This is a genomic window from Sinomonas soli (assembly GCF_054782415.1).
Genome location: NZ_BAAGSN010000020.1, coordinates 72,142 through 93,370 on the forward strand (window position 1 = coordinate 72,142; position 21,229 = coordinate 93,370).

Sequence of the window (21,229 nt, forward strand, 5' to 3'; positions counted from 1 at the left end):
GCAACTACCCTACGCCGGGCGGGCGGTGAGCGTGAGCAGGACCGCCTCGGGGCGGCAGGCGATCCGCACCGGGGCGAAGCGCGAGGTGCCGATTCCGCCGGAGACGTTCAGCGGCACCGAACGGCCGCCCTCCTCCCAGAGGGTGAGGCCCTTGGCGCGCCACGTCGGCAGGTCGCAGTTGGAGACGAGGGCGCCGTAGCCGGGAAGGCAGATCTGCCCGCCGTGCGTGTGGCCCGCGAGGATCAGCTCGGCGCCGGCGTCGGCGAAGTGGTCGAGCACCCGCTGGTACGGCGCATGGATCACGGCGACCTTGAGCGAGGGCCCCTCCGAAGGGCCGGGAGCCGGCACCGGCCAGCCCGCGTAGCGCTCGCGCCGCAGGTGCGGATCGTCCACCCCCGAGAGGTCCAGCCGGACCCCGCCGACGCTCATCGACTGCGCCCGGTTCGTCAGGTCCAGCCAGCCCGCCGCGCCGAACGCTGTGAAGAGGCTGCGCCAGTCCAGCTCGATGCGGCGGGGGAGGGGCTTCCGGTTCGAGGGGCCGAGGAGGTAGGCCGCCGGGTTCTTCGCGACCGGTGCGTAGTAGTCGTTGGAGCCGGGAACGAACACCCCCGGGAACCGCAGGAGCGGCTTCAGGGCCGTGACGAGCGGCAGCACCGCGTCCGGGTGGCTCAGGTTGTCACCGGTGTTGACCACGAGGTCGGGCTCGAGGGCGGCGAGCCCGGCGAGCCAGCGGACCTTCGCGGTCTGGCCGGGCACGAAGTGGATGTCGCTCAGGTGCAGGACCCGGAGCGGCCCCGCGCCCGGAGGGAGCACGGGCACGGTCTCCTCGCGGACCGTGAACTGGTCCTTCTCCCACCATCCGTACGCCGCCGCGGCGGCGCCCGCGCTCAGGCCCAGGCCGGCGAGGAGGGCGGCACGCCGCGCCGCCCTGGCCAGCGCGGGACCGACCCGGCCCCCGGCGCGCGCCGGCATGCTCTCGAGTGCAGGATCCACGGCTCAGCCGTTCCCGCCCTTGCCCTTGCCTGAGGTGGGCTGGGGTGCGGGCGAGGGGGCCGGCTTCTGGGCCGGAGGCTGGGTGGGCTGCGGCTTCGGCGCGGGGGCCGGGGCGACGGGCGCCGGCTGTGGATTCTGCTGCTGCTGCACGCCCTGCTGCGACGTGGATGGGGTGGAGTCCGTGTTCGCGCCGGTGATCAGATTCTGCGGCGGTGCCTCGAAGCTGCCGTTGTCGTAGAGCGGCGCCGCCTTCTGCATGAAGTTGGCCCACTGCGGACCGGCGATGAAGGCGCCGTCCACCGACTTGTAGAACCGGCCGTTGATCGTGATCTCCCGCCCGATGGTGGAGGAGGCCGGGTCCTTCAGCGCCTCTCCGAAGAAGGACGCCGTCGCGAGGCCCTTCGTGTACCCGACCACCCAGGTCTGGTTGTTGAAGTTGTTGGTACCGGTCTTGGCCGCGTCAGGGTAGGGCAGCTTGATGGTCTGGCCGGACGCATCCTTGATGTTGTAGCCGGACCCCTTCGTCAGGACGTCCTGGAGCACGTTCGTGGCCGCCCTCGCCACCTCGGGCTTGATCGCGTTCTGCTGGCAGGTCGGCGCCTGGCCCCCGATCCGCTTCCCCTGGGCGTCCGTCACGTCCGTGATGGAGATCGGGGTGCAGTAGGTGCCGTCCGCCGCGAAGGTCGCGAAGGCGCTCGCCATCGTCAGCGGGGCCACGTTCATGCCGCCGAGCAGGTTGCCGAGGTAGTGGAGGTCGAGCTTCTTGCCGTTGCCGTCGCCGTCGTGCATCCCGAGCGCATCGGCGGCCCGCTGGATGTCGCAGAAGTCGTTCAGGCCCGCGGCGGAGGCGAAGGTCGCCGTGTTGATCGACTGGTAGATGCCCTCGCGCACCGTCATCGGCCGGTACCAGTTCGGCTCGTCGTTCTGGAGGTCGGTGGAGCCCTCCACCGTGTCGTCGTACCAGCCGACGACCGGGGCGCAGGTCGTCTTCCACGGATAGCCCTTGGGGTAGCGGCGCTGGGCCGCGTTCACGATGGCATTGGTGGACTTGCCCTCGTTGAGCCACGCCGCGAGCGTCACGGGCTTCATCGTCGATCCGGGCTGCATGCCGCCCGCGCCGCCGAGGGGGTTGCCGGAGGGGTCGCTGCGTTCGACGTTGACGTTGTACGAGGTCACGAAGCTCGAACCCTGGCCGTCCAGCATGCGGGAGTTCTGGGCCATCGAGACGATCTTGCCGGTCCCGGGCTGGACGGTCACGAGGGAGGCCGCCCACTTGAGCGGGTTCGCCCCGGCCGTCGAGTCGACCTGCTGCTGGGCCGGCGCCTGGAGGCGCGGGTCGAGCGTGGTCTTGATGGTCAGCCCCCCGCGCATGATCCGTGCCGTGCGCTCCTTCTCATCCGCTCCGTACGCCGGATCGTTGAGGATCTGGTGGAGCACGTAGTCACAGAAGTACTGCGCGGACTGCGCGTACGGACATCCCTGCTTGGGCGGGTTGACCTTGGTCTTCACAGGGGTGGCCACGGCGTCGTCGTGCTGCTTCTGGTTGATCTTGCCGTGCTGCAGCATCGCGTCGAGCACGAGGTCGCGGCGCTTCTTCGACGCCTCGGGGTGCGCGATCGGGTCGTACATCGAGGGGCTGTTGACGAGGCCGGCGAGGAGCGCCGCCTGCGGCAGCGTCAGGCTCTTGGCGTCCGTCGAGAAGAAGTACTGGCTCGCCGCCTCGATCCCGTAGGCGTTGGCGTTGAAGAACACGATGTTGAGGTAGCCCTCGAGGATCTGGTCCTTGCTGAACTTCTTCTCGAGGGCGATGGCCAGCTTCATCTCGCGCAGCTTGTCCCCGACGCCCTTGTTCAGGCCGTTCAGGAGGACCTCGTCCGCCTTGCCCTGTGCCACGAGGTTCTCGTTGATCACGTTGTTGACGTACTGCTGCGTGAGGGTCGAGGCACCCTGCCGGCCGCCCCGGAAGTTGGCCGCGAGCGCGCGCAGGATGCCGGTCGTGTCCACGCCGCCGTGCTCGTAGAAGCGGTAGTCCTCGATGGCGACGATCCCGTCCTTGATGTACGGGGACATCTGGTCGAGCGAGACCTTGGTGCGGTTCTCCGAGAACAGTGTCGCGATCTGCGAGCCGTCCGAGGCCAGGATCTTCGTGACCTGCCCGGGCGGCTCGACGGTGAGCTCGCTGGGCAGGCTGTCGAAGAACTGGACCGAGCCGTTCGCTGCGCTGCCGGTGACGGCCGCGGCGGGCACGAGGAGCCCCGCAACCAGCACGCCACAGACCGCACTCACGCCGAGGAATGCGAAGATCTTGCCCAGAGTGGTGGCCGTGTCAAAGACAGGGTTCTTGCCAGACGCCATGTGTGCCAGTCTAACGGGAGGGGCTAATCTGGCCTCATGACCGCCTGGGAATACGCGACCGTGCCGCTCATCGTCCACGCGACGAAGCAGATCCTCGACCAGTGGGGAGAGGACGGCTGGGAGCTCGTCCAGGTGGTCCCGGGCCCCGGGGGCAACGGACTCGTCGCGTACATGAAGAGGGAGAAGCAGGCATGAGCCACGACCAGGCCGCACCAGCGGAAGGGGCCGCCGAGGCCGAGGTGAGCAGCGCCGTCGAGCGCCGCCTCGCGGACCTGGGCCTGAGCCTGCCCGAGGTCGCCGCGCCCGTGGCCGCCTACGTCCCGGCGGTGGTGAGCGGCTCGACTGTCTACACCTCCGGCCAGCTGCCGTTCGTCTCCGGCAAGCTCCCCGCGACCGGCAAGGTCGGCGCCGAAGTAAGCGCCGAGGACGCCAAGAAGCACGCCGAGGTGTGCGTCATCAACGCGCTCGCCGCGGTCAAGGCCCAGATCGGGGACCTCGACCGCGTCACCCGCATCGTCAAGGTCGTGGGGTTCGTCGCCTCCGACCCGCAGTTCACGGGGCAGCCCGGGGTGGTCAACGGCGCCTCGGAGCTGCTCGGCAAGATCTTCGGCGAGGCCGGCACGCACGCCCGCTCCGCCGTCGGCGTCGCGGTCCTGCCGCTCGACGCCCCAGTGGAGGTTGAGCTGATTGCCGACTTCGCATAGGCGCCGTTTCACCCTGCCCAAGCGCCTGCAGGGCGCGGCCCGCAGCTGGCTCGATGAAGCCGACCGGGCACCGCGCAAGCCCCGTCTCGCCTCGTCCGTCGCGCTCGTGCGCGACGCCCCCGGTGGCACCGAGACGTGGCTGACCTACCGCACGGGCGACTCGCCCCTCGGGGTCGTCGCATTCCCGGGGGGCTCGGTCGAGAACGCGGACCAGGACTCCTTCGACTGGTTCGGGCCGAGCGTGGGCCAGTGGGCCGAGGTCCTGGGGACTGAGGACTACGCCCTCGCCCGGGTCCACGTCGTCGCCGCCATCCGCGAGCTGTTCGAGGAGTCCGGAGTGCTCCTGGCCGGCTCCGACGAATCGCTCGTGGTCGAGGGCACGAGCACGGCGGACTGGGTCCGCGCCCGCGAGGCGCTCGCCGGCCAGGAGATCGGCTTCGCCGAGCTGCTCGCCAAGCGCGGCCTGGGACTGCGGACGGACCTGCTGCGGTCCCTCGTGCACTGGGTCACGCCCGACTTCGCGCACCGGCGGTTCGACACCCGCTACTTCGCGGCCACGCTCCCCGTCGGGCAGACCCCCACCCTGCTGCCGAGCAAGGGCGTATGGGGCCAGTGGGTGAGCGCCGCCACGCTCATGGCGGAGAAGGAGACGAGCGCCCTCGGCGACGAGGTGGGCCAGCCGGACACGCGCGGGCTCGCGCTGCCGGAACTCCTCGTCCCCGCCACGGAGATCATCCTCGCCAAGATGGCCAAGGCCAGGGGCTGCATCGCCTACCTCAACATCAAGCGCAGCAACCACGTCTACCAGGCCGAGCTCGTCGAGGAGGGCGGCCAGCTCTACCTCGAGGTGAGCGCCCCGGGAGCCGTCGCGCCGCCCACCGAGGCGCTGCGCGCCGTCGGCCGTCCCGCCGAGCAGGCATAGCGCAGGCATGGCCTGAGGCAGGCACATGCCGCCGCGCACAGACGGAAGAAGCCGGACCCGCAGGGGTCCGGCTCCTTCCGTGTAGCGGGGGGCTCAGCGGGAGCGCTGGCGCAGCCGCTGCATGTCCAGGATCACGACAGCGCGGGCCTCGAGGCGGATCCAGCCGCGCTGGACGAACTCGGCCAGGGCCTTGTTGACCGTCTCGCGGGACGCGCCCACGAGCTGGGCCAGCTCCTCCTGGGTGAGCTCGTGGGCCACGAGCACGCCGTCCGTCGCCGGGCGGCCGAAGCGGTCGGCGAGGTCCAGGAGGGCCTTCGCCACGCGGCCGGGGACGTCCGAGAACACGAGGTCCGAGAGCGAGTCGTTGGTGCGGCGCAGGCGGCGGGCCAGGGCCTGCAGCAGCTGCGCGGAGACCTCTGGGCGGGACCGCAGGAGCGCGACGAGGGCCTCGTTCTTCAGGCCGGCGAGGCGGGTCTCGGAGACGGCGGTGGCCGTGGCGTTGCGGGGCGCGGGATCGAACAGGGCCATCTCGCCGAAGAGCTCGCCGGGGCCGAGGATCGCCACGAGGGACTCGCGGCCGTCGGGGGAGGTGCGGCCCAGCTTCACCTTGCCGGAGACGATGAAGTAGAGCTGGTCGCCCTGGTCGCCTTCGCGGAACACCGACGCGCCCCGGGACAGGTCCACCTCGGTGAGCTCATCCGTCAGCAGGCGGAACCCTTCGTCGTCGAGCGTGGCGAAGAGCGGTGCGCGGCGCAGTACCTCGAGGTCCAATTCAGTCTCCTAGTGTCAGTTGCATTCGCTTGCTTGCGCTGGGCTCATTGTTTCAGATACCGCGGACCTTTTGTGACGAACTTGGCAGGCGACACAGCACACAGCCCGCGCGGGGACGCGCGGGAGGGGCGCGCTGGCCTCCCAGTCTGGCGCCAGAACCCGTCGGTAGACTCCCGAGGGTGAATCTCCTCGACGTCCTCCTCGTGCTCGTTCTCGTGGGCTACCTCCTCAACGGGATCCGGGCGGGATTCGTCGTGAGCCTGAGCGGCATCCTCGGCTTCGTCGCCGGCGGGGTGGCCGCCTTCTTCGCCGTCCCGATCGTGAGCAGCTGGCTCGCGCCCGGCGGCTGGCGCGCGGCCGGCATCATCATCACCGCGGTCCTCCTCATGGCCGCGGGCAACGCCGTGGGCTCCGCGCTCGGCCAGCGCATCCGGCGGGGGATCCGCTGGAAGGGGGCCACCGCGATCGACCGCGGCCTCGGCGGAGTGGTCAGCGTGGTCGTCGCCGCGCTCGTCATCTCGATGACGGCGTTCACCGTCTCGAGCATGGGCGTGCCGCTGCTCACCCAGCAGATCGCCGGCTCCAAGGTGGTCCGGGCGCTCGACGACGCGACGCCGGATCCCGTGAAGGAGCAGGCGGCCGCCCTCCGCGCGTTCGTGATCGGCGACGGCCTGCCCAAGCTGATCGAGGGCATCGCCCCGGCCCAGCCGGTCAAGGTCCCCGACTCGGTGGACACCGCCCAGCTGCGCAGCGCCGCGCCGTCCATCCTCAGGATCACCGGCACCGCGTACCAGTGCGGCCAGAACCAGACCGGCTCCGGCTTCGTGGTCTCGCCCGGGAGGATCGTCACCAACGCGCACGTCGTGGCCGGGGTGAGCGAGCCCGTCGTCGAGCTTCCCGGCGGGGGCGCCCGCAGCGGGCGCGTGGTGTACTTCGACGCGGTGCACGACCTCGCGGTGGTCGCGGTGGACGGCCTGGGCGTCGCACCGCTGCAGCTGACCGGCACGAGCCCGGCCGGCACCTCCGCAGCGTTCGGCGGCTACCCCCTCGGCGGCCCCTACCAGCTCCGCCCCGCGGTGGTGCAGGGCACGACGACGGTGCTCGCCCCGGACATCTACGGCACCAACGAGGTGCCCAAGAACGTCTACCAGATCTCCGGGAACGTCCAGCAGGGCAACTCGGGGGGCCCGCTGATGACCCTCGACGGACGCGTGACGGGCGTGGTCTTCGCCAAGAGCGACTCCACGGCGAACGTCGGCTACGCGATCACCATGGAGGAGCTGGCCCCCGTGGCCGCCAAGGCCCCCGGCCTCAGCCAGCAGGTCCAGCCCGGCGTCTGCACCCGGAAGTAGCTAGACGTCCAGGGGCCGGCGGGTGTCCGTGAGGTCCGCGAGGTACTCGATCGCGAACCGGTAGCCGAGCACCCCGGCGCCCGCGATCACGGCCTTGGCGATGTCGCTGAGGTAGGAGTGGTGCCGGAATGGCTCCCGGGCATGCACGTTCGTGATGTGCACCTCGACGAGCGGCAGCTGGACGGCCGCGACGGCGTCGCGGATGGCCACCGAGGTGTGGGTGTAGGCGCCGGCGTTGAGCACGATCCCCAGGGCCGTGCCGCGGGCGGCGTGGATCGCATCCACGAGCGCGCCCTCGTGGTTCGACTGGAAGCACTGCGCGTCCAGCCCCTGGGCCTGGGCCGCCTCGGCGCAGAGGCGCTCGATGTCCGCGAGGGTGTGCGTGCCGTACTTCTCCGGCTCGCGCGTTCCCAGCAGGTTCAGGTTGGGGCCGTTGAGGACGAGGACGGTGCCGCGGGTCTGTGCCATGGATTCACTCTAGGGCGTCCGCGCCGCGCCGGACTGGCCTTCCGCGGCGGGACGCGGGGGTCTATCCTGTGGCGTGTCCTCGCGGGGCCAGAGGTCGAGGGGGCCGGAGGACAGCACCCTGGATCGGCGCAGTCTCGGCGCCGAGGCGGCGGCACCCCCGCTGGAGGTGCACGACGCCGCGTGGCCGGCCCGCGCCCTCCGCCCGCCGGCGCTTCCGAGCCGGAGCCCTCGCTGGAAGGGCCCGGGCCCACTGCTTCACCATGGGAGCAGTCCAATGTCACCGTCATCCCGCGCCCGGCTCCGGGCGCCCGCCGTGGTCGCCACGGCCCTGCTCACCCTGCTCATCGGCCTCCTCGGCACCGCACCGGCGCAGGCCGGCGCGGGCTCTGCGGCCGCCCCGCAGACCTGGAACGTCCTCGTGGGCGAACAGTCCAAGGACATGGCCATCCAGGGCATGCGATTCCTGCCGGGAGAGATCTGGATCCACCAGGCAGACTCGATCCGGTTCCTCTCCAACAGCGCCGAACTCCACACGGTCAGCTACGGCACGCCGCCCCTGCCCCCGACCTCGATCGCCAACCTCGAGGCCGACGCGTTCAAGCCGGTGGGCGGCCCCCTGTTCGACCCGAAGGTCCGGTGGATGAACTCCGGCGTGATCGCGCCGCCCACGCCGGGGATCCCGACCGTGCGGACGTACCAGCTCAAGTTCGCCAATACGGCACCTTCACCTTCTACTGCATCCTGCACGGCCAGATGATGAACCTCGTGGTCCACGTCCGGCATCAGGGGGCCCCGCTCCCGCACAGCCAGGCCTACTACGACCGGCGCGCCCACGTTGAGAGCAGGCACATCATCCGTGACGGGTACGCCCTGATGCACGAGACGATGGAGAGGGCGAGCGCCACGCATGTGTTCGTCGGGGCCATGGACGACACGGCCATGGTCATGCGGTTCATGCCGTCCCTGGACCACATCAGGGCCGGGACCACGGTGACGTTCGACATGAGCGCCAACCACGGGGTCGTCCCGCACACGGTGACGTTCACCAAGCTCACCCGCGCCGGCGGCAAGCCTGTCGACTCCGGCACGCTCCTCCCCAGGGCAGGCGGGGGTCCGGACCACTTCACGTGGACGTTCGGAACGGCCGGCACCTGGCACTACATCTGCCAGTTCCACGACGACATGGGCATGGTCGGGGACATCGCCGTGAGGTCCTAGCCGGGACCGCCGGGCACCGCACGGCAACGACCGCGGCGGCGCCCCGCCCGCTCGGGCGAGGCGCCGCCGTCGTGCGCGGATTCCCGTCCGCGCCGCCGGGCCTACTTGCGCAGGTCCTGGGCGATCTTGTGCATGACCGTCGGGTCGGCGAGGGTCGTGGCGTCGCCCGGGTCGCGCCCCTCGGCCACGTCCTTGAGCAGGCGGCGCATGATCTTGCCCGAGCGGGTCTTGGGCAGCTCCGGGACCACGAGGATGTGCCGCGGCTTGGCGATCGGGCCGATCTCGTGGCCCACGTGGGCCCGCAGCACAGCCGCGGGGTCTTCGCCCTCGGGGATGCTGGCCTCGCCCCGCAGGATGACGAAGGCCACGACCGCCTGGCCGGTCGTCTCGTCAGCGGCCCCCACCACCGCGGCCTCGGCGACCCACGGGTGGGAGACGAGCGCCGACTCTATCTCGGTGGTGGAGAGGCGGTGGCCCGAGACGTTCATGACGTCGTCGACCCGGCCCAGGAGCCAGATGTCGCCGTCGTCGTCCTTCTTCGCCCCGTCGCCGGCGAAGTACATGCCGTCGAAGCGGGACCAGTAGGTGTCCTTGAACCGCTCCGGGTCGCCCCAGATGGTGCGGAGCATGGCCGGCCATGGCTTGCGGATCACGAGGAAGCCGCCGTGCCCGTCCGGCACCGGCTGGCCCGCCTCGTCGACGACGTCGACCGCGATGCCCGGCAGCGGAACCTGGGCCGACCCGGGCTTCGTGGCCGTGACGCCCGGCAGCGGTGCGATCATGATCGCGCCGGTCTCGGTCTGCCACCAGGTGTCCACGATCGGGGCACGCTCCTCGCGGCGCCCGCCGTTGCCGCCGATCACCTCGCGGTACCACATCCACGCCTCGGGGTTGATGGGCTCGCCCACGGAGCCGAGGACGCGGATCGAGGAGAGGTCGTACTTGGCCGGGATGTCCGAGCCCCACTTCATCATGGTGCGGATCGCGGTGGGCGCGGTGTACAGGATCGAGACCTTGTACTTCTGGACGATCTCCCACCAGCGGCCCTGGTGCGGCGAGTCCGGCGTGCCCTCGTACATGACCTGGGTGGCGCCGTTCACGAGGGGCGCGTAGGTCACATAGGAGTGGCCGGTGACCCAGCCGATGTCCGCGGTGCACCAGTAGACGTCCGTCTCCGGCTTGAGGTCGAACACGGCCGAATGGGTGAAGGCGGTCTGCGTGAGGTACCCGCCGGTCGTGTGGAGGATGCCCTTGGGCTTCCCCGTCGTGCCGGACGTGTAGAGGATGAACAGCGGGTGCTCGGCGTCGTGGCCCACTGCGGTGTGCTCGGGGGAGGCGGCGGCCATGACCTCCGACCAGCGCAGGTCGCGGCCCTGGGTCCAGGCCACGTCCTGGCCGTTGCGCTCCACCACGACGACGTGCTGGACCGTGTGCCCGTCCTCGGCGAGGGCCTCGTCCACCGCCGGCTTGAGCGGGCTGGGCTTGCCGCGGCGGTAGGTCCCGTCTGCGGTGACCACGAGCTTGGCCTCGGCGTCGTCGATGCGGCTGCGCAGGGCCTCGGAGGAGAAGCCGCCGAAGACCACGGAGTGGATCGCCCCGATGCGAGCGCAGGCGAGCATCGTCACGACGGCCTCGGGGATCATCGGCAGGTACACGGCGACGCGGTCGCCTTTGGCGACGCCCAGCGACTCGAAGGCGTTCGCGGCGCGCTTGACGCGCTCGGTCAGATCCGCATAGGTGATCGTCTCGGTGTCGCCGGGCTCGCCTTCGAAGTGGATCGCGACCCGGTCGCCGAGGCCGTTCACGACGTGGCGGTCGAGTGCGTTGTAGGCGGCGTTGACCTCCCCGCCGACGAACCACTTGGCGAAGGGCGCGTCCGACCAGTCCAGAGTCTGGGAGAAGTCCTTCGACCAGGTGAGGCGCTCGCGCGCCTGGGCGGCCCAGAAGGCCTCGGGATCAGCGTTCGCCTCGGCATAGATGCCCTCGTGGACGTTCGCCCCCGCCGCGAACTCGGGGGAGGGGGCGAACTGGCGCTTCTCCCGGAGCAGGTTCTCGAAGGCGTCGCCCGTGACGGTTTCGTGGGCCATGGTGTCCTTTCGGCTCGTTCCTCGCATGATCCAGCCGATCCTGCAGCCCCGGCCGCGGGGCCGGACGCCACCGTCGGATGTGAGGCCGCACACACCGGCTGCCTGATGTCAACAGTAGCCCCAATGGGGTCGCGGCGACGTTGCGAGCGTCACACTGCCGCGCCGGACGGCCGCGGACATGCGGCGGGCGGTAGGCGCCCGACGCCGAGTGGCCGGCACACGCCGTCGTCCTCCACCCCGTCGGGCGGCGCCCCTCGCGCCCGGAGCCGCCTAGGTGCCCCCGTGCCGGTGTGGCTAGGCTGAACTCAAGACCGAAGGAGTGACTCATGTCTGACCCCAGCCAGAGCCCGTCCGAGGGGCGCCGCAGCGAGTCCGTGCTCGGACCGTTCACCACGCGTGATCTGACCCTGTTCGGGGGTGTGCTCATCACGTTCGTGGCCTCCCTCCTGCCGCTGTTCGGGGTCGGGAACCTCTGGAACGCCGCGGGCCTGTACTTCCTCGGGATCGGCATCCTCGTCCCGGTGGCGGCCGCGGCCCTGTTCGCCTGGCGCCGGCTCGAGCCCACGCGGAGCCTGCGGGTCGGCTCCCTCTCGGTGGACCAGTTCGCCTCGGTCGCCGCAGTCCTGAGCGCCGCGTTCTACTTCCTCGGCACCGTCACCACGCTCTCGCCCGGCGCCGTGGTGGGCCTGCTGGGGGGCCTTGCCATGCTCGCCGCCACAACGATCGCGCGGCTCATCCCTGCGTTCGCCGTCGACTTCCTGGGCCGGCCGGAGGTGCCCGCGCACGTCATGGCGCGCGACGCCGTGCCCCCGGCGCCGCGCCCTGCCGGGGCCGCAAAGCCCCAGCGTGGACGCGCCGGTGCTGCGTCCGCCTCCGGCGCTGCCGGGAACGAGTGGGGCAGCCCGGCCACGGGCGAGTGGCCAGGCCCGGCCGCCGCGCAGGCGCCCGGGCGCCCCGGCGAGGCCGCCGCCGTCCCCGGCGCCGGCCCGAGCACCGGGGGCCCGGTGGCACCGTTCGCAGGGACGTCCGCGGCCCCGACCGTGGAGGCTGCCGCCGGAACCGAGCCGAACGCTCCCGCGCCCGACGACGATGGGGCGCCCGAGCGCGCCGTCGGCGTCTTCGGGGCAGCCGACGGCGAGGCCTACGGTGCTCCAGCCGCATCCGAGGCGCCCGTGGAGCCTGCCGCGGCGGAGCCTGCCGAGCCAGAGGCAGCCGCTGAAGAGGCTGCCGCTGAACCTGGTGTCCCCGCTGGGGCCGGTGCCCCTGCTGGGGACGATGCCGCCGCTGAACCTGGTGTCCTGGCTGAGGCCGCGCCGCACGCCGGACACACCGGCTCCGCGGAGCCGGGGCCGTCCACGGATCAGGCCGGGGCCGCTCAGCCCGCGGCCCCCACGGTGCCCGCTCCGTCCACCGAGTCGGACGGACCGGTGGCCCCCACGGAGGTCGTCGCGGCAGCGGGTGCAGGACCGGCCACTGCGGTGTTCCCGGCCCCGGGCCGCGGGCCCGCAGACCCGGGCGTCGCCGGGCAGGGGAGCCCTGCCGAGGACATCGGGGCGACCAGGCCGTACGAGGACGAGGGCACGCGCTACGAGGCGTTCTGGTTCGCCGTCGGCCAGCCCCGCACCGCGGTGGATGCCACCACCGGCCAGCCGATGTTCAGCCTCGAGCCCGGGCAGTGGATCCTCGCGCTCCAGGACCGCGGCCAGGAGTTCGTGGTGCAGAGCCCCGACGGGCGCGTCGGGGTCCTGCGAGACCTCTCGGGAATCGAACGCGCGTGAGCGGTGCCGCTGCCCAGCCTCGCCGCCGGCGGATGAGCCAGGACGAGACCCCCCTGGCGCTCAAGCGACGGGCCCGGAAGATCAACAGGGTACTCGCCGAGGCGTACCCCTACGCGCATGCCGAGCTGGACTTCCGGAACCCGTTCGAGCTCCTGGTGGCCACCGTGCTGAGCGCCCAGACCACTGATGTCCGGGTCAACCAGGTCACCCCTCTCCTGTTCGCCCGGTACCCGGACGCGCTGGCCCTCTCGGAGGGCGAGCTCGCCGACATCGAGGAGATCATCCGGCCCACCGGCTTCTTCAGGGCCAAGGCACGGAGCATCCACACGCTGGCGCGCAAGGTCGTCGACGAATTCGACGGCAGGGTGCCCGGGACACTGGCAGAACTGGTGACCCTGCCCGGCGTCGGCCGCAAGACGGCCAACGTGGTGCTCGGGAATGCCTTCGGGGTCCCCGGGATCACCGTGGACACCCATTTCGCACGGCTGGCCAAGCGGTTCGGCTGGACGGCATCAGAGGACCCCGTGGTGATCGAGCGGGACGTGATGGAACTGTTCGAGCCGCGGGACTGGACCATGCTCTCCCACCGCGTCGTGTTCCACGGGCGGCGCGTGTGCCTCGCGCGGAAGCCTGCCTGCGGCGCGTGTCCGGTGGCCTCTCTGTGCCCCTCGTTCGGCGAAGGGGAGACCGACCCCGCCAAGGCACGGCGCCTGCTCCGGTTCGAGCTGGCCCCGGGCCGGGAGGACCTCCACGCCGAGATGGTGGCCAACTCCTCCGACGCGGCCGCGATCCGCCGGCGCACGGAGACGCTGGCCACCGCAGCAGCGTCCCCAGAGGGCCCGGAGCCCGTCACGGATGCCACGTCGGACCGGCACCCGTGAGCGCCCGAGCGGAACTCGCGGAGCTCGTCCGCGCCATCAGCGCGGGCCACACCGACCCCTTCGACCGCCGCTGGCACCCGGCGACCCTGCCCGGGGCCGCGCGGAGGGCCGCCGTCCTCGTCCTCTTCGGCGTCCTCGACGATGTCCCGGCTGTCTCGCGCCGTCCCCTCGCCCCCGCCGATCTCGACGTCCTGCTCCTCGAGCGGGCCGCGACCCTCGGCTCGCACCCGGGCCAGGTCGCCTTCCCCGGCGGAGGCCAGGACCCCGAGGACGCGACCCTGGTGGACTGTGCCCTCCGCGAGGCCAGGGAGGAGACGGGCCTCGACCCTGCCGGGGTCGAGGTGCTGGGCGAGCTGCCGCCGTTGGGCATGGCGGTGAGCAACTTCCTCGTCACCCCCGTGGTGGGGTGGTGGTCCTCTCCGTCCCCCGTGGACGTGGTGGACTACGGGGAGTCCGCCCAGGTGTTCCGCACCCCGGTCCGGGACCTGCTCGACCCGGACAACCGGGTCATGGCGGTGCTCCACCGCCGGGGAGCGCGCTTCGCGAGCCCCGGGTTCGAAGTCAACGGCGTCCTCGTCTGGGGCTTCACCGCGATGGTCCTCGATTCCCTGTTCACCGCCCTGGGCTGGGCGGTCCCTTGGGACCGGACCCGGGAGCACCGGGTCGACCCCTAGCCGCGCCGGCCGCGGGCGCGGCTACTTCGCGCGGTCGTAGGACTCGACGACGGCGACGCTGAGGGGGAACTCCACGGGGGCGCCATGGAACAGCAGCCGCCCGGCCGTCCTCGCGGCGTCCTGGACCGCGGCGGCGCACTCCTCGGCGACGGCGTCCTCGGCGTGGATGACCACCTCGTCGTGGAGGAAGTAGACGAGTTCCGCCCGGCGGCCGTGCGACCTGATGCGCCGCAGCCGCCCCCGCAGGTCGGCCATCCAGCACTCGGCCCACTCGGCCGCCGTCCCCTGCACCACGAAGTTGCGCGTGAAGCGGCCCCTGTCGCGGGCGATCGCATCGGCACGGTGCTGCTCCTGGGCGCTTGTGGTGCGCTGGGACGCGAGCCAGCGCGGCGACGGGGGAGGGGTGCTCCGGCCCAGGTGGGTCGTCACCGTGAGCCCCCGCTCGCCGTCCCGCGCCGCCTGCTCCACGAGCGCGACGGCCCGCGGATACAGTCGCGTGAGCTGCGGCATCAGCCGGCCCGACTCACCAGTGGTCGCGCCGTAGATGGCCCCGAGGAGGGCAACCTTCGCCTGGGCCCGGTCGCCGCCGAAGCCCGCGGCCGCGATCCCCGCATAGAGGTCTCGCCCGCGCGCGGCGCCGGCCATCGCCTCATCGCCTGCCAGGGCCGCGAGGACCCGCGGTTCGAGCTGCGAGGCATCCGCCACGATGAGTCGGTGCCCCGGGTGTGCCCGGGCCGCGGACCGGACCTCGGCAGGGATCTGCATCGCGCCTCCGCCGCGTGAGGCCCACCGCCCGGTCACGACACCGCCCACCACGTACTCCGGCCGGAAGCGGCCGTCCGAGACCCAGGTGTCCAGCCACGACCAGCCGTTGGCGGCGAGCAGCCGCGCCATCTTCTTGTACTCGAGCAGCGGGGCGACCGCCGGGTGGGTAAACCTCCGCAGCTCCCAGGCACGCGTGGTGTTCGCCTCGATGCCGGCGCGGTGGAGCGCGCGGATGAGCTCCTGCGGTGAATCCGGGTTGAGGCGTGGGGCGCCCAGGAGGTCGCGGAGCTCCGCGGCCTTGGCCTCGAGCAGGGCGGGCCGTGCCGTCCCCTGCGGCCGCGGACCGAGCCGCTCGGCGAGGAGCGCATCGTGGACTGCCGCATCCCACGGGACGCCCGAATGCTGCATCTCCGCCGCGGCGAGGGCTCCCGCGGACTCCGCCGCGAGCAGCAGGGCGAGCCGCTGGCGGCGCGGCGACCCGGCGACCGCGGCCAGCTGGGCCGCGAGCTCCGCGGCGCCCGCGTCGGCACCGACGCCGGTGGGCCGGGCCTCGAACAGGGCGTCCTGGTGCTGGACGGGCCACGCTGCCCGCCCGGCGTCCGGCTCGCCGAGGAGGCTGCCCACGGGGATCGACGGCGTGTAGCCGCTGCCGGCCGTGTAGGACGAATGGGCGAGGATCGCGGCGCTGAGGGTGAGGTCATGGCACCGCTCGACCTCGACGCCCGCTGCGAGGAGCCGCGGGTACCAGTCGGAGGTGCGCTGCCACACCCACCGTGGGTGCTCGCGGGCATCCACCCGCCGGACGAGCTCTGCGAAGCCGCCGCCGGACACGGCCCGCGCGGGGCCGGCCGGTGCACCGGCCCGGTCGAGGCACTGCAGCAGCACTCCGCCGTCCGATGCGGGGGCGACGAGCTGGTACACGCCTCCCATTCTTCCCTGTCCGCACGCCTGCACTCGCCCTCCACAGGTGCGCCCGAGGCGTTTTGTCCACATGGGCGGCCCCGTCGGTTCCGGCGGATGCCCGGACTGGGAAGTCTGGACGGCATGGCGAGGAACGAGCAGGAACAGCCCGACGGCACGAGGAGGTGGCTCCCCGAGGCGGGACCGGTCGTGTGCTGTGTCACCGGTGACGCTGCACTCCGGGACGAGTGCGCGAGGGCGGCGGCGGTGGCGGGCGTCATCTTCGAGGGGGTCCCGGCAGTGGGAGGGGACGCACGCCTCTGGACCAGAGCGGACCTGGTGCTGCTCGGCGCCGACGTCAGCGAGGTGCCCCCGCAGCGGCGCGGCTCGACCGTCCTCGTCGGCGGTGCGGGCCAGCGCAGTCTGCTCTGGGACAGGGCGGCGGCACTCGGGATCGACCATGTGGCCGAGCTGCCGGAGGCTGCCGGCTGGCTCGTGGAGTTCCTGGGCAGGAGGGGCGCCGAGGGGCCGTCCGGGGTCGTCGTCGGGGTCGTCGGGGGATGTGGGGGCGCGGGTGCCAGCACGACGGCGGTGCTGCTCGCCGGCGCCGCGGCGCACCACGGCGGCCGGGTGCTGCTCGTGGACGGCGACAGGCTCGCGGGAGGGCTCGAGACCGTCCTGGGCGAGCAGCCGCTCGAGGGGCTGCGCTGGCCGGACCTCGCCTCCGCCAGCGGGGCCATCAACCCCGACCAGCTCGCCGCGTCGCTGCCGCGGGCGGGAGGCGCCGCGGTCCTGTCCTGGCCCGCAGGGCCGCGCCGCGCGGTGCGCGTCCCTGGGTCCGCGGTCTCCGGGGTGGTCGAGGCGGCACGGTCGGCGTTCGACCTCGTCGTCGTCGATGTCGGACGAGGGCGGGAAGGGCTCGAGGACTTCGGGTGGGCCAGCGACCGGATCCTCGTCGTCGTTCCCGGGACCGTGGGCGGGGCCCTGTCCGCCGCCCAGCTCGTCCATGAGCTGCCCCCGGTGCCGCACGGCATCGTGGTCCGGGGACGCACGGCCGAAGGTGTCGACGCCGAGCAGCTGGCGGGGCTCGTCGGCTGCCCGCTCGTGACCCGGATTCCGCACCTCCGGCGTGCCGCGGGCGCCGCGGAGGCCGGGCGCCTGATGGAGCTGGCGTGCTCGAGGTCCCTGCGGCGGCTCGCCGCTGCGGTGCTCGAGGCGCTGCCCGAGCAGGTTCCGCCGGCTCCCGTGGACCGCGCCGCGGCCCTCGCCGTGGGTGCCAGGCTCGCTGGCCGTGGTCGGAGGGCCGCGCGGTGAGAAGCCAGATCGACGCGGAGCTGCTGGACGCAGTGCGCAGGTCGGTGCTCTCGACTCCGGGGCCGGTGACCCCCGCGCGGGTCGCGGCGGCCCTGCAGGGCAGCGGCCGCGTGCTGGGCACGGCCGGCGCACTCTCCGCTGTGGAGACCATCATGGCCGAGCTGCGCGGGCTCGGGCCCCTGCAGGCGCTCGCCAACGATCCCGCGGTGACGGACCTGTTCGTCAACGCACCGGAGAGCGTGTGGCTCGACAGGGGGCACGGACTCGAACGGAGCGCGGTGTCCTTCCCCTCGGAGGAGGCCCTGCGCGCCCTCGCCGTCCGCCTCGTGGCGGCGGCGGGGCGCCGGCTCGACGATTCCTCGCCGTGCGTCGACGTGCGGCTTCCCGGAGGCTACCGGGTCCACGCCGTGCTGCCGCCCGTCTCCACTGGCGGAACGCTGCTGTCCATCCGCATCCGGCGTGCTCGGCCGATGACCCTGGACGAGTTGGAGGCCGCAGGCACGGTGCTGCCCGACCAGAGAACCGTGCTCGAGGCCCTGGTGGCGCAGCGGAGGAGCTTCCTCGCGAGCGGGTCCACCGGGTCAGGCAAGACCACACTGCTGAGCACCCTCCTCGGCCTGGTCCCGTCCGGCGACCGGATCGTGCTCGTGGAAGACGCCGCCGAACTGGCCCCCGACCACGGCCACGCCGTCGGCCTGGAAGCGCGCCATGGCAATGTCGAAGGGGCCGGCGGGGTCGATCTCGCCCGGCTCGTGCGGGAGGCGCTGCGGATGCGCCCGGACTGGCTCGTCGTGGGCGAGTGCCGCGGCGCCGAGGTCCGGGACCTCCTCTCCGCGCTCAACACGGGGCACAGCGGGGCCGGGACAGTCCATGCCAATACGGCGGGCGCCGTCGTGGCACGGCTTGCCGCCCTGGGGGCGCTCGCGGGGCTGACCCGCGAAGCCACCTTCCTCCAGGCCTCGAGTGCCCTGGACGCTGTGGTGCACCTCGAGAGGGCACCGGCGGGACGACGGGTCGCGAGCATTGCCGTGGTCGCCCAGGGACCGGACGGGCTCACGGTGACCGACGCCCTGCGCCGCGTCGCCGGGACGGCCCGGACCTCGGAACCGGGACCCGGCTGGGCCCGGCTCGCCGCGGAACTGGCCCTTCCCCGCGCACTGGGGGCCGCCGCGTGAGCGCCGGATCCGTCGTGGGTGCCACGATCGCTGTGCTGCTGTTCGCCAGCTGGCGCCTCGGCGCCGAGCCAGGGGCGACGAGCACGTACTGGCGCCGCCTCCGAACCCACGGTGTCCGCCAGCGGCCCGGTCGGCTGCGCCTGCGCCGAGCGGGACTCCGCGCGGGGAAGGACGGCACGCGGCCGGCCGAGGAGTTCCAGCACGCGGCCATCCTGGTCGGGCAGCTCGCCGCCCTGCTGCGCGCGGGCCGCACGCCGGAGCAGATGTGGCGGCAGGCCGCCGAGGCGTATCGGGTCGGCGAGCGGGGGAACGCAGACCTCACCCCCCGTGTGCTCCGGTCGGCCGCCATGGCCGCAGACCTGGGGCGCCCGGTCGCGGCGGCCCTCCGGACGGCGGTGGGCGACCGCGATCCCTCCTCTCCCCGAGCCGCTGGAGCGGCGCCCGGCATCTGGCGCAGCGTGGCGGCCTGCATCGAGGCCGCGGAGGCCTCGGGGAGTGCCCTTGCCGACGTCCTCGAGAGGCTCGCGGCCCAGCTCGAGGCCGACGCAGACGCGGTCGCAGCACGCGCGGTGGCCCTCGCCGGCCCCCGTGCCACCGCGAAGGTGCTGAGCGTCCTCCCCGTGGCAGGGCTCGGACTCGGGATGCTGATGGGTGCGGACCCGTTCGGGATCCTGCTCTCCACGCCACTGGGGGCGATGTGCCTCGGCCTCGGGGCATCGCTGACGGTGGCCGGGCGCTGGTGGTCGGACCGGCTCGTGCGGTCCGCGTCGGAGGCACGATGAGCGCCGTCCTGGCCCTCGGCCTCGCTGCCGCCGCGGCGGGAGCCGCCCTCGCGCTCGGAGGCGGGCGGCGGCGTGCCGAGCGACTTCTGGGCGTCCAGCCCGCCATCGGCGAGGCGGCGCTCGCGGGCGAGGACGGCCGGACGCTGTCCCACCCGGCCGGCGGCCAAGGGGGACGACGGGCCGCGCGACCCGATGAGGTGCCCCTCCTGCTCGAGCTGCTCGGCGCCATGCTCGAGGCGGGCCTGGCCCTGCCGCGGGCGCTCGAGGTGGCCGCCGGCGTCGCCGACGGACCGGGCCCTGCTCTGCTGAGGGCCTCCGCTGCCCTGCGGTTGGGGACCGACTGGGACCATGCGTGGCCTGACGCGGTGCCCGGGTCCGCCATCGACGGGCTCCGGGAGGCCCTGGGCTTCGCGGCGTCCACCGGGGCCCCGTCAGCCGAACTGCTGTACTCGCGGGCACGGCAGCTGCGGCGGAGCAGGCACCGGGAGCTCGAGAAGCGCGCTGCCGCTCTGGGGGTCCGGCTCGTCATCCCTCTGGGGGTCTGCTCCCTTCCGGCCTTCCTATGCCTCGGCGTCGTGCCGGTGCTGCTGGCGATGCTGCCCGGCGGGTGATCCCGTCGCCACGACTTCCTGCCCACCTCGGGCAGGCGGCGCCCACGGCGCCACGGCCCCGCCGCGAGGCAGGGCATCCCACGGCGCGCCGGCACGCCCCTCCCTGGAGCCTGCACTACGGCTGCGTCCGACCCATCAAGGAGGAACCATGTCCGCACAGCCCCATCGGAACGACGTCAGGGCCCGCCCCGACCAATCCAGCGAACCCGCACGGCTCGAGCTCGCCCCGGGTGCGGGCCCCCGGCCCGACGCCCTCGGGGCATCGGAGGAGACCTGCCGGATCATCGAGCTGTTCCCTCCGGGCAGCCCGCGCAGCGCGGAGCAGCGCGGCCAGGACCGGGGGGAGGCCGCGCCGCGGGCTTCCGAGCTCGGAACCCGTCCGGCCGCGTTGCCCGTGCCGCGGGAGGACCGTGGAGTACGCCGGCGGCCCCGCCGGCGGGCGCGCGTCCTGGGCACCCGGGTGCGGCGGAGGACGGCCGTCCGGGTGCAGCTCCTGCGGCTCTGGCTCGAGGGCAGGGGCGCCGGGGAGCACGGGATGGCCACGGCGGAATATGCGATCGCGACCCTGGGCGCCGTGGCCTTCGCGGGCCTGCTCGTGGTCATCATGCGAAGTGACGAGGTGCGGGGCTTCCTCCTCGCGATCATCCGCCAAGCCCTCGCCCTGCCGTGAGGCGTGTCCGTGGGGTCGCCGGCGCCCACGAGGGCCCGGCGTCCCCGCGGGGCTCGGTCACCGCCGAGTTCGCGGTGGCCGTCCCCGCCGTGATCCTCCTGCTCGGCTTCCTCCTCGGCGCCGTCTCCGCGGCCGTGTGCCAGGTAAGAGTGGAGGAGGCTGCGAGGGCCGGCGCGCGTGCGGTCGCCCGAGGCGAGGACCCCGGGACGGTGGCGCGCGAGATCGCCCGGGTCGCCGGAGCTGGCACGGAGCACTCGATCGATGCCTCTGCCGGCGTCGTCACGGTCCGGGTCAGCACTGCGGTGCCCGGACCCGTGGCGGCCGCGGCCGGGCTGCGCGCCCAGGCTACCGCGAGTCTGAGCAGGGAGGCCCCGCCGTGAGCCGCACGCCCAGGCCGGGCGGGTGCGTGCCCCGGCCCGCCGGCGCCAGCAGCCGGTGCGCCGAGGCCGGGTCGGGAACGGTCCTGGCCCTCGGGCTCGGGATGGTCCTCGTCCTGGCCTGTGCTGCCCTCGTGCTGCTCGGCCAGGCCCTCGCGGCGTCCTCGCGGGCCGGCGCGGCGGCGGACCTGGCCGCGCTCGCCGCAGCCGACACCGAGCGCGGCCTCCGCCCCGGGGCCGCGTGCGCCACGGCCCAGAGCGTGGCCGAGCTCAACGGCGCCGCCCTCGCATCCTGCAGCGTGGAGAAGCCCGGGAGCACTGTCCGGGTCACGGTCGAGCTGGACACGGGCGCCCTCTGGGGTCCCGCCGTGGGGCGTGCACGGGCCGGGCCCCCGCCCAGCCCAGGCGGCGGGTGAGGCCCGGGATGATCGC

Annotated in this window: 22 protein-coding genes; 16 read left to right on the forward strand and 6 right to left on the reverse strand. The window is 73.2% G+C overall.

Annotated features, from left to right (window positions below; all coding sequences use genetic code 11):
• Positions 1 to 9 precede the first annotated feature (9 nt).
• A complete protein-coding gene (locus ACYVKZ_RS18630) occupies positions 10 to 972 on the reverse strand; it encodes a metallophosphoesterase (protein ID WP_460993904.1) in 963 nt (320 codons plus the stop codon).
• Between the two features lie 24 nt (positions 973 to 996).
• Positions 997 to 3,348 carry a transglycosylase domain-containing protein gene (locus ACYVKZ_RS18635; RefSeq protein WP_460993709.1) on the reverse strand — a complete coding sequence of 784 codons (2,352 nt, stop codon included), beginning with the start codon at positions 3,346 to 3,348 and terminating at the stop codon, positions 997 to 999.
• A 36-nt stretch (positions 3,349 to 3,384) separates the two neighbouring features.
• Between ACYVKZ_RS18635 and ACYVKZ_RS18640 the strand changes: the two genes are divergently transcribed.
• Genes ACYVKZ_RS18640 through ACYVKZ_RS18650 form a run of 3 tightly spaced genes read left to right on the forward strand, consistent with a single transcriptional unit; the run spans position 3,385 to position 4,974 of the window.
• On the forward strand, positions 3,385 to 3,543 hold the full coding sequence (locus ACYVKZ_RS18640) for a DUF4177 domain-containing protein (RefSeq protein ID WP_084249599.1): 159 nt from the start codon (positions 3,385 to 3,387) through the stop codon (positions 3,541 to 3,543).
• Positions 3,540 to 4,052, forward strand: coding sequence for a RidA family protein (locus ACYVKZ_RS18645; RefSeq protein WP_307005033.1), 513 nt, complete (start codon positions 3,540 to 3,542; stop codon positions 4,050 to 4,052). The genes ACYVKZ_RS18640 and ACYVKZ_RS18645 overlap by 4 nt, the downstream gene beginning before the upstream one ends.
• Positions 4,036 to 4,974 (forward strand): NUDIX hydrolase, encoded by a 939-nt coding sequence (locus tag ACYVKZ_RS18650; RefSeq protein WP_460993710.1) that lies wholly within the window; start codon positions 4,036 to 4,038, stop codon positions 4,972 to 4,974. The genes ACYVKZ_RS18645 and ACYVKZ_RS18650 overlap by 17 nt, the downstream gene beginning before the upstream one ends.
• 93 nt (positions 4,975 to 5,067) lie before the next feature.
• On the opposite strand, the gene ACYVKZ_RS18655 is transcribed toward ACYVKZ_RS18650, so the two are convergent.
• Positions 5,068 to 5,745 carry a Crp/Fnr family transcriptional regulator gene (locus tag ACYVKZ_RS18655; protein WP_066500145.1) on the reverse strand — a complete coding sequence of 226 codons (678 nt, stop codon included), beginning with the start codon at positions 5,743 to 5,745 and terminating at the stop codon, positions 5,068 to 5,070.
• 179 nt (positions 5,746 to 5,924) lie between these two features.
• Here ACYVKZ_RS18655 and ACYVKZ_RS18660 point away from each other — a divergent pair, with 179 nt between their 5' ends.
• Positions 5,925 to 7,097: a MarP family serine protease gene (locus tag ACYVKZ_RS18660; RefSeq protein ID WP_460993711.1), complete on the forward strand. Its 1,173-nt coding sequence runs from the start codon at positions 5,925 to 5,927 to the stop codon at positions 7,095 to 7,097.
• Here the strand turns inward: ACYVKZ_RS18660 and aroQ are convergent, their stop codons facing one another.
• Positions 7,098 to 7,565 carry a type II 3-dehydroquinate dehydratase gene (aroQ, locus tag ACYVKZ_RS18665; protein ID WP_460993712.1) on the reverse strand — a complete coding sequence of 156 codons (468 nt, stop codon included), beginning with the start codon at positions 7,563 to 7,565 and terminating at the stop codon, positions 7,098 to 7,100.
• Positions 7,566 to 7,839: 274 nt separating this feature from the next.
• On the opposite strand from aroQ, the gene ACYVKZ_RS18670 reads away from it, so the two are divergent.
• Positions 7,840 to 8,322, forward strand: a complete 483-nt coding sequence (locus ACYVKZ_RS18670; RefSeq protein WP_460993713.1) for a hypothetical protein — start codon at positions 7,840 to 7,842, stop codon at positions 8,320 to 8,322.
• Positions 8,319 to 8,783: a cupredoxin domain-containing protein gene (locus tag ACYVKZ_RS18675; RefSeq protein ID WP_460993714.1), complete on the forward strand. Its 465-nt coding sequence runs from the start codon at positions 8,319 to 8,321 to the stop codon at positions 8,781 to 8,783. The genes ACYVKZ_RS18670 and ACYVKZ_RS18675 overlap by 4 nt, the downstream gene beginning before the upstream one ends.
• 101 nt (positions 8,784 to 8,884) lie before the next feature.
• On the opposite strand, the gene acs is transcribed toward ACYVKZ_RS18675, so the two are convergent.
• A complete protein-coding gene (gene acs, locus ACYVKZ_RS18680; protein ID WP_460993715.1) occupies positions 8,885 to 10,870 on the reverse strand; it encodes an acetate--CoA ligase in 1,986 nt (661 codons plus the stop codon).
• 326 nt (positions 10,871 to 11,196) lie between these two features.
• Here acs and ACYVKZ_RS18685 point away from each other — a divergent pair, with 326 nt between their 5' ends.
• Genes ACYVKZ_RS18685 through ACYVKZ_RS18695 form a run of 3 tightly spaced genes read left to right on the forward strand, consistent with a single transcriptional unit; the run spans position 11,197 to position 14,203 of the window.
• Positions 11,197 to 12,648, forward strand: coding sequence for a hypothetical protein (locus ACYVKZ_RS18685; RefSeq protein WP_460993716.1), 1,452 nt, complete (start codon positions 11,197 to 11,199; stop codon positions 12,646 to 12,648).
• Between the two features lie 32 nt (positions 12,649 to 12,680).
• Complete coding sequence (nth, locus tag ACYVKZ_RS18690) at positions 12,681 to 13,529, forward strand: endonuclease III (RefSeq protein ID WP_460993717.1); 849 nt, start codon at positions 12,681 to 12,683, stop codon at positions 13,527 to 13,529.
• Positions 13,526 to 14,203 carry an NUDIX hydrolase gene (locus tag ACYVKZ_RS18695; RefSeq protein ID WP_460993718.1) on the forward strand — a complete coding sequence of 226 codons (678 nt, stop codon included), beginning with the start codon at positions 13,526 to 13,528 and terminating at the stop codon, positions 14,201 to 14,203. Before nth ends, ACYVKZ_RS18695 begins: the two co-directional genes overlap by 4 nt.
• A 21-nt stretch (positions 14,204 to 14,224) precedes the next feature.
• Here ACYVKZ_RS18695 and ACYVKZ_RS18700 read toward each other — a convergent pair whose 3' ends face one another.
• Complete coding sequence (locus ACYVKZ_RS18700; protein ID WP_460993719.1) at positions 14,225 to 15,898, reverse strand: bifunctional 3'-5' exonuclease/DNA polymerase; 1,674 nt, start codon at positions 15,896 to 15,898, stop codon at positions 14,225 to 14,227.
• Positions 15,899 to 16,012: 114 nt separating this feature from the next.
• Between ACYVKZ_RS18700 and ssd the strand changes: the two genes are divergently transcribed.
• The 7 genes from ssd to ACYVKZ_RS18735 all read left to right on the forward strand — a co-directional run bounded on the left by ssd (position 16,013) and on the right by ACYVKZ_RS18735 (position 21,213).
• Positions 16,013 to 17,182, forward strand: coding sequence for a septum site-determining protein Ssd (gene ssd, locus ACYVKZ_RS18705; RefSeq protein ID WP_460993720.1), 1,170 nt, complete (start codon positions 16,013 to 16,015; stop codon positions 17,180 to 17,182).
• Positions 17,179 to 18,357, forward strand: coding sequence for a TadA family conjugal transfer-associated ATPase (locus tag ACYVKZ_RS18710; RefSeq protein ID WP_460993721.1), 1,179 nt, complete (start codon positions 17,179 to 17,181; stop codon positions 18,355 to 18,357). The genes ssd and ACYVKZ_RS18710 overlap by 4 nt, the downstream gene beginning before the upstream one ends.
• Positions 18,354 to 19,139, forward strand: a complete 786-nt coding sequence (locus ACYVKZ_RS18715; protein ID WP_460993722.1) for a type II secretion system F family protein — start codon at positions 18,354 to 18,356, stop codon at positions 19,137 to 19,139. The genes ACYVKZ_RS18710 and ACYVKZ_RS18715 overlap by 4 nt, the downstream gene beginning before the upstream one ends.
• Positions 19,136 to 19,750 (forward strand): type II secretion system F family protein, encoded by a 615-nt coding sequence (locus tag ACYVKZ_RS18720; RefSeq protein WP_460993723.1) that lies wholly within the window; start codon positions 19,136 to 19,138, stop codon positions 19,748 to 19,750. The genes ACYVKZ_RS18715 and ACYVKZ_RS18720 overlap by 4 nt, the downstream gene beginning before the upstream one ends.
• A gap of 148 nt (positions 19,751 to 19,898) precedes the next feature.
• Entirely contained in the window at positions 19,899 to 20,420 is a 522-nt protein-coding gene (locus ACYVKZ_RS18725) for a DUF4244 domain-containing protein (protein ID WP_460993724.1), read from the forward strand.
• Complete coding sequence (locus ACYVKZ_RS18730; RefSeq protein WP_460993725.1) at positions 20,417 to 20,800, forward strand: TadE family type IV pilus minor pilin; 384 nt, start codon at positions 20,417 to 20,419, stop codon at positions 20,798 to 20,800. Before ACYVKZ_RS18725 ends, ACYVKZ_RS18730 begins: the two co-directional genes overlap by 4 nt.
• On the forward strand, positions 20,797 to 21,213 hold the full coding sequence (locus tag ACYVKZ_RS18735) for an Rv3654c family TadE-like protein (RefSeq protein WP_460993726.1): 417 nt from the start codon (positions 20,797 to 20,799) through the stop codon (positions 21,211 to 21,213). The genes ACYVKZ_RS18730 and ACYVKZ_RS18735 overlap by 4 nt, the downstream gene beginning before the upstream one ends.
• The last annotated feature ends 16 nt before the right edge of the window (positions 21,214 to 21,229 follow it).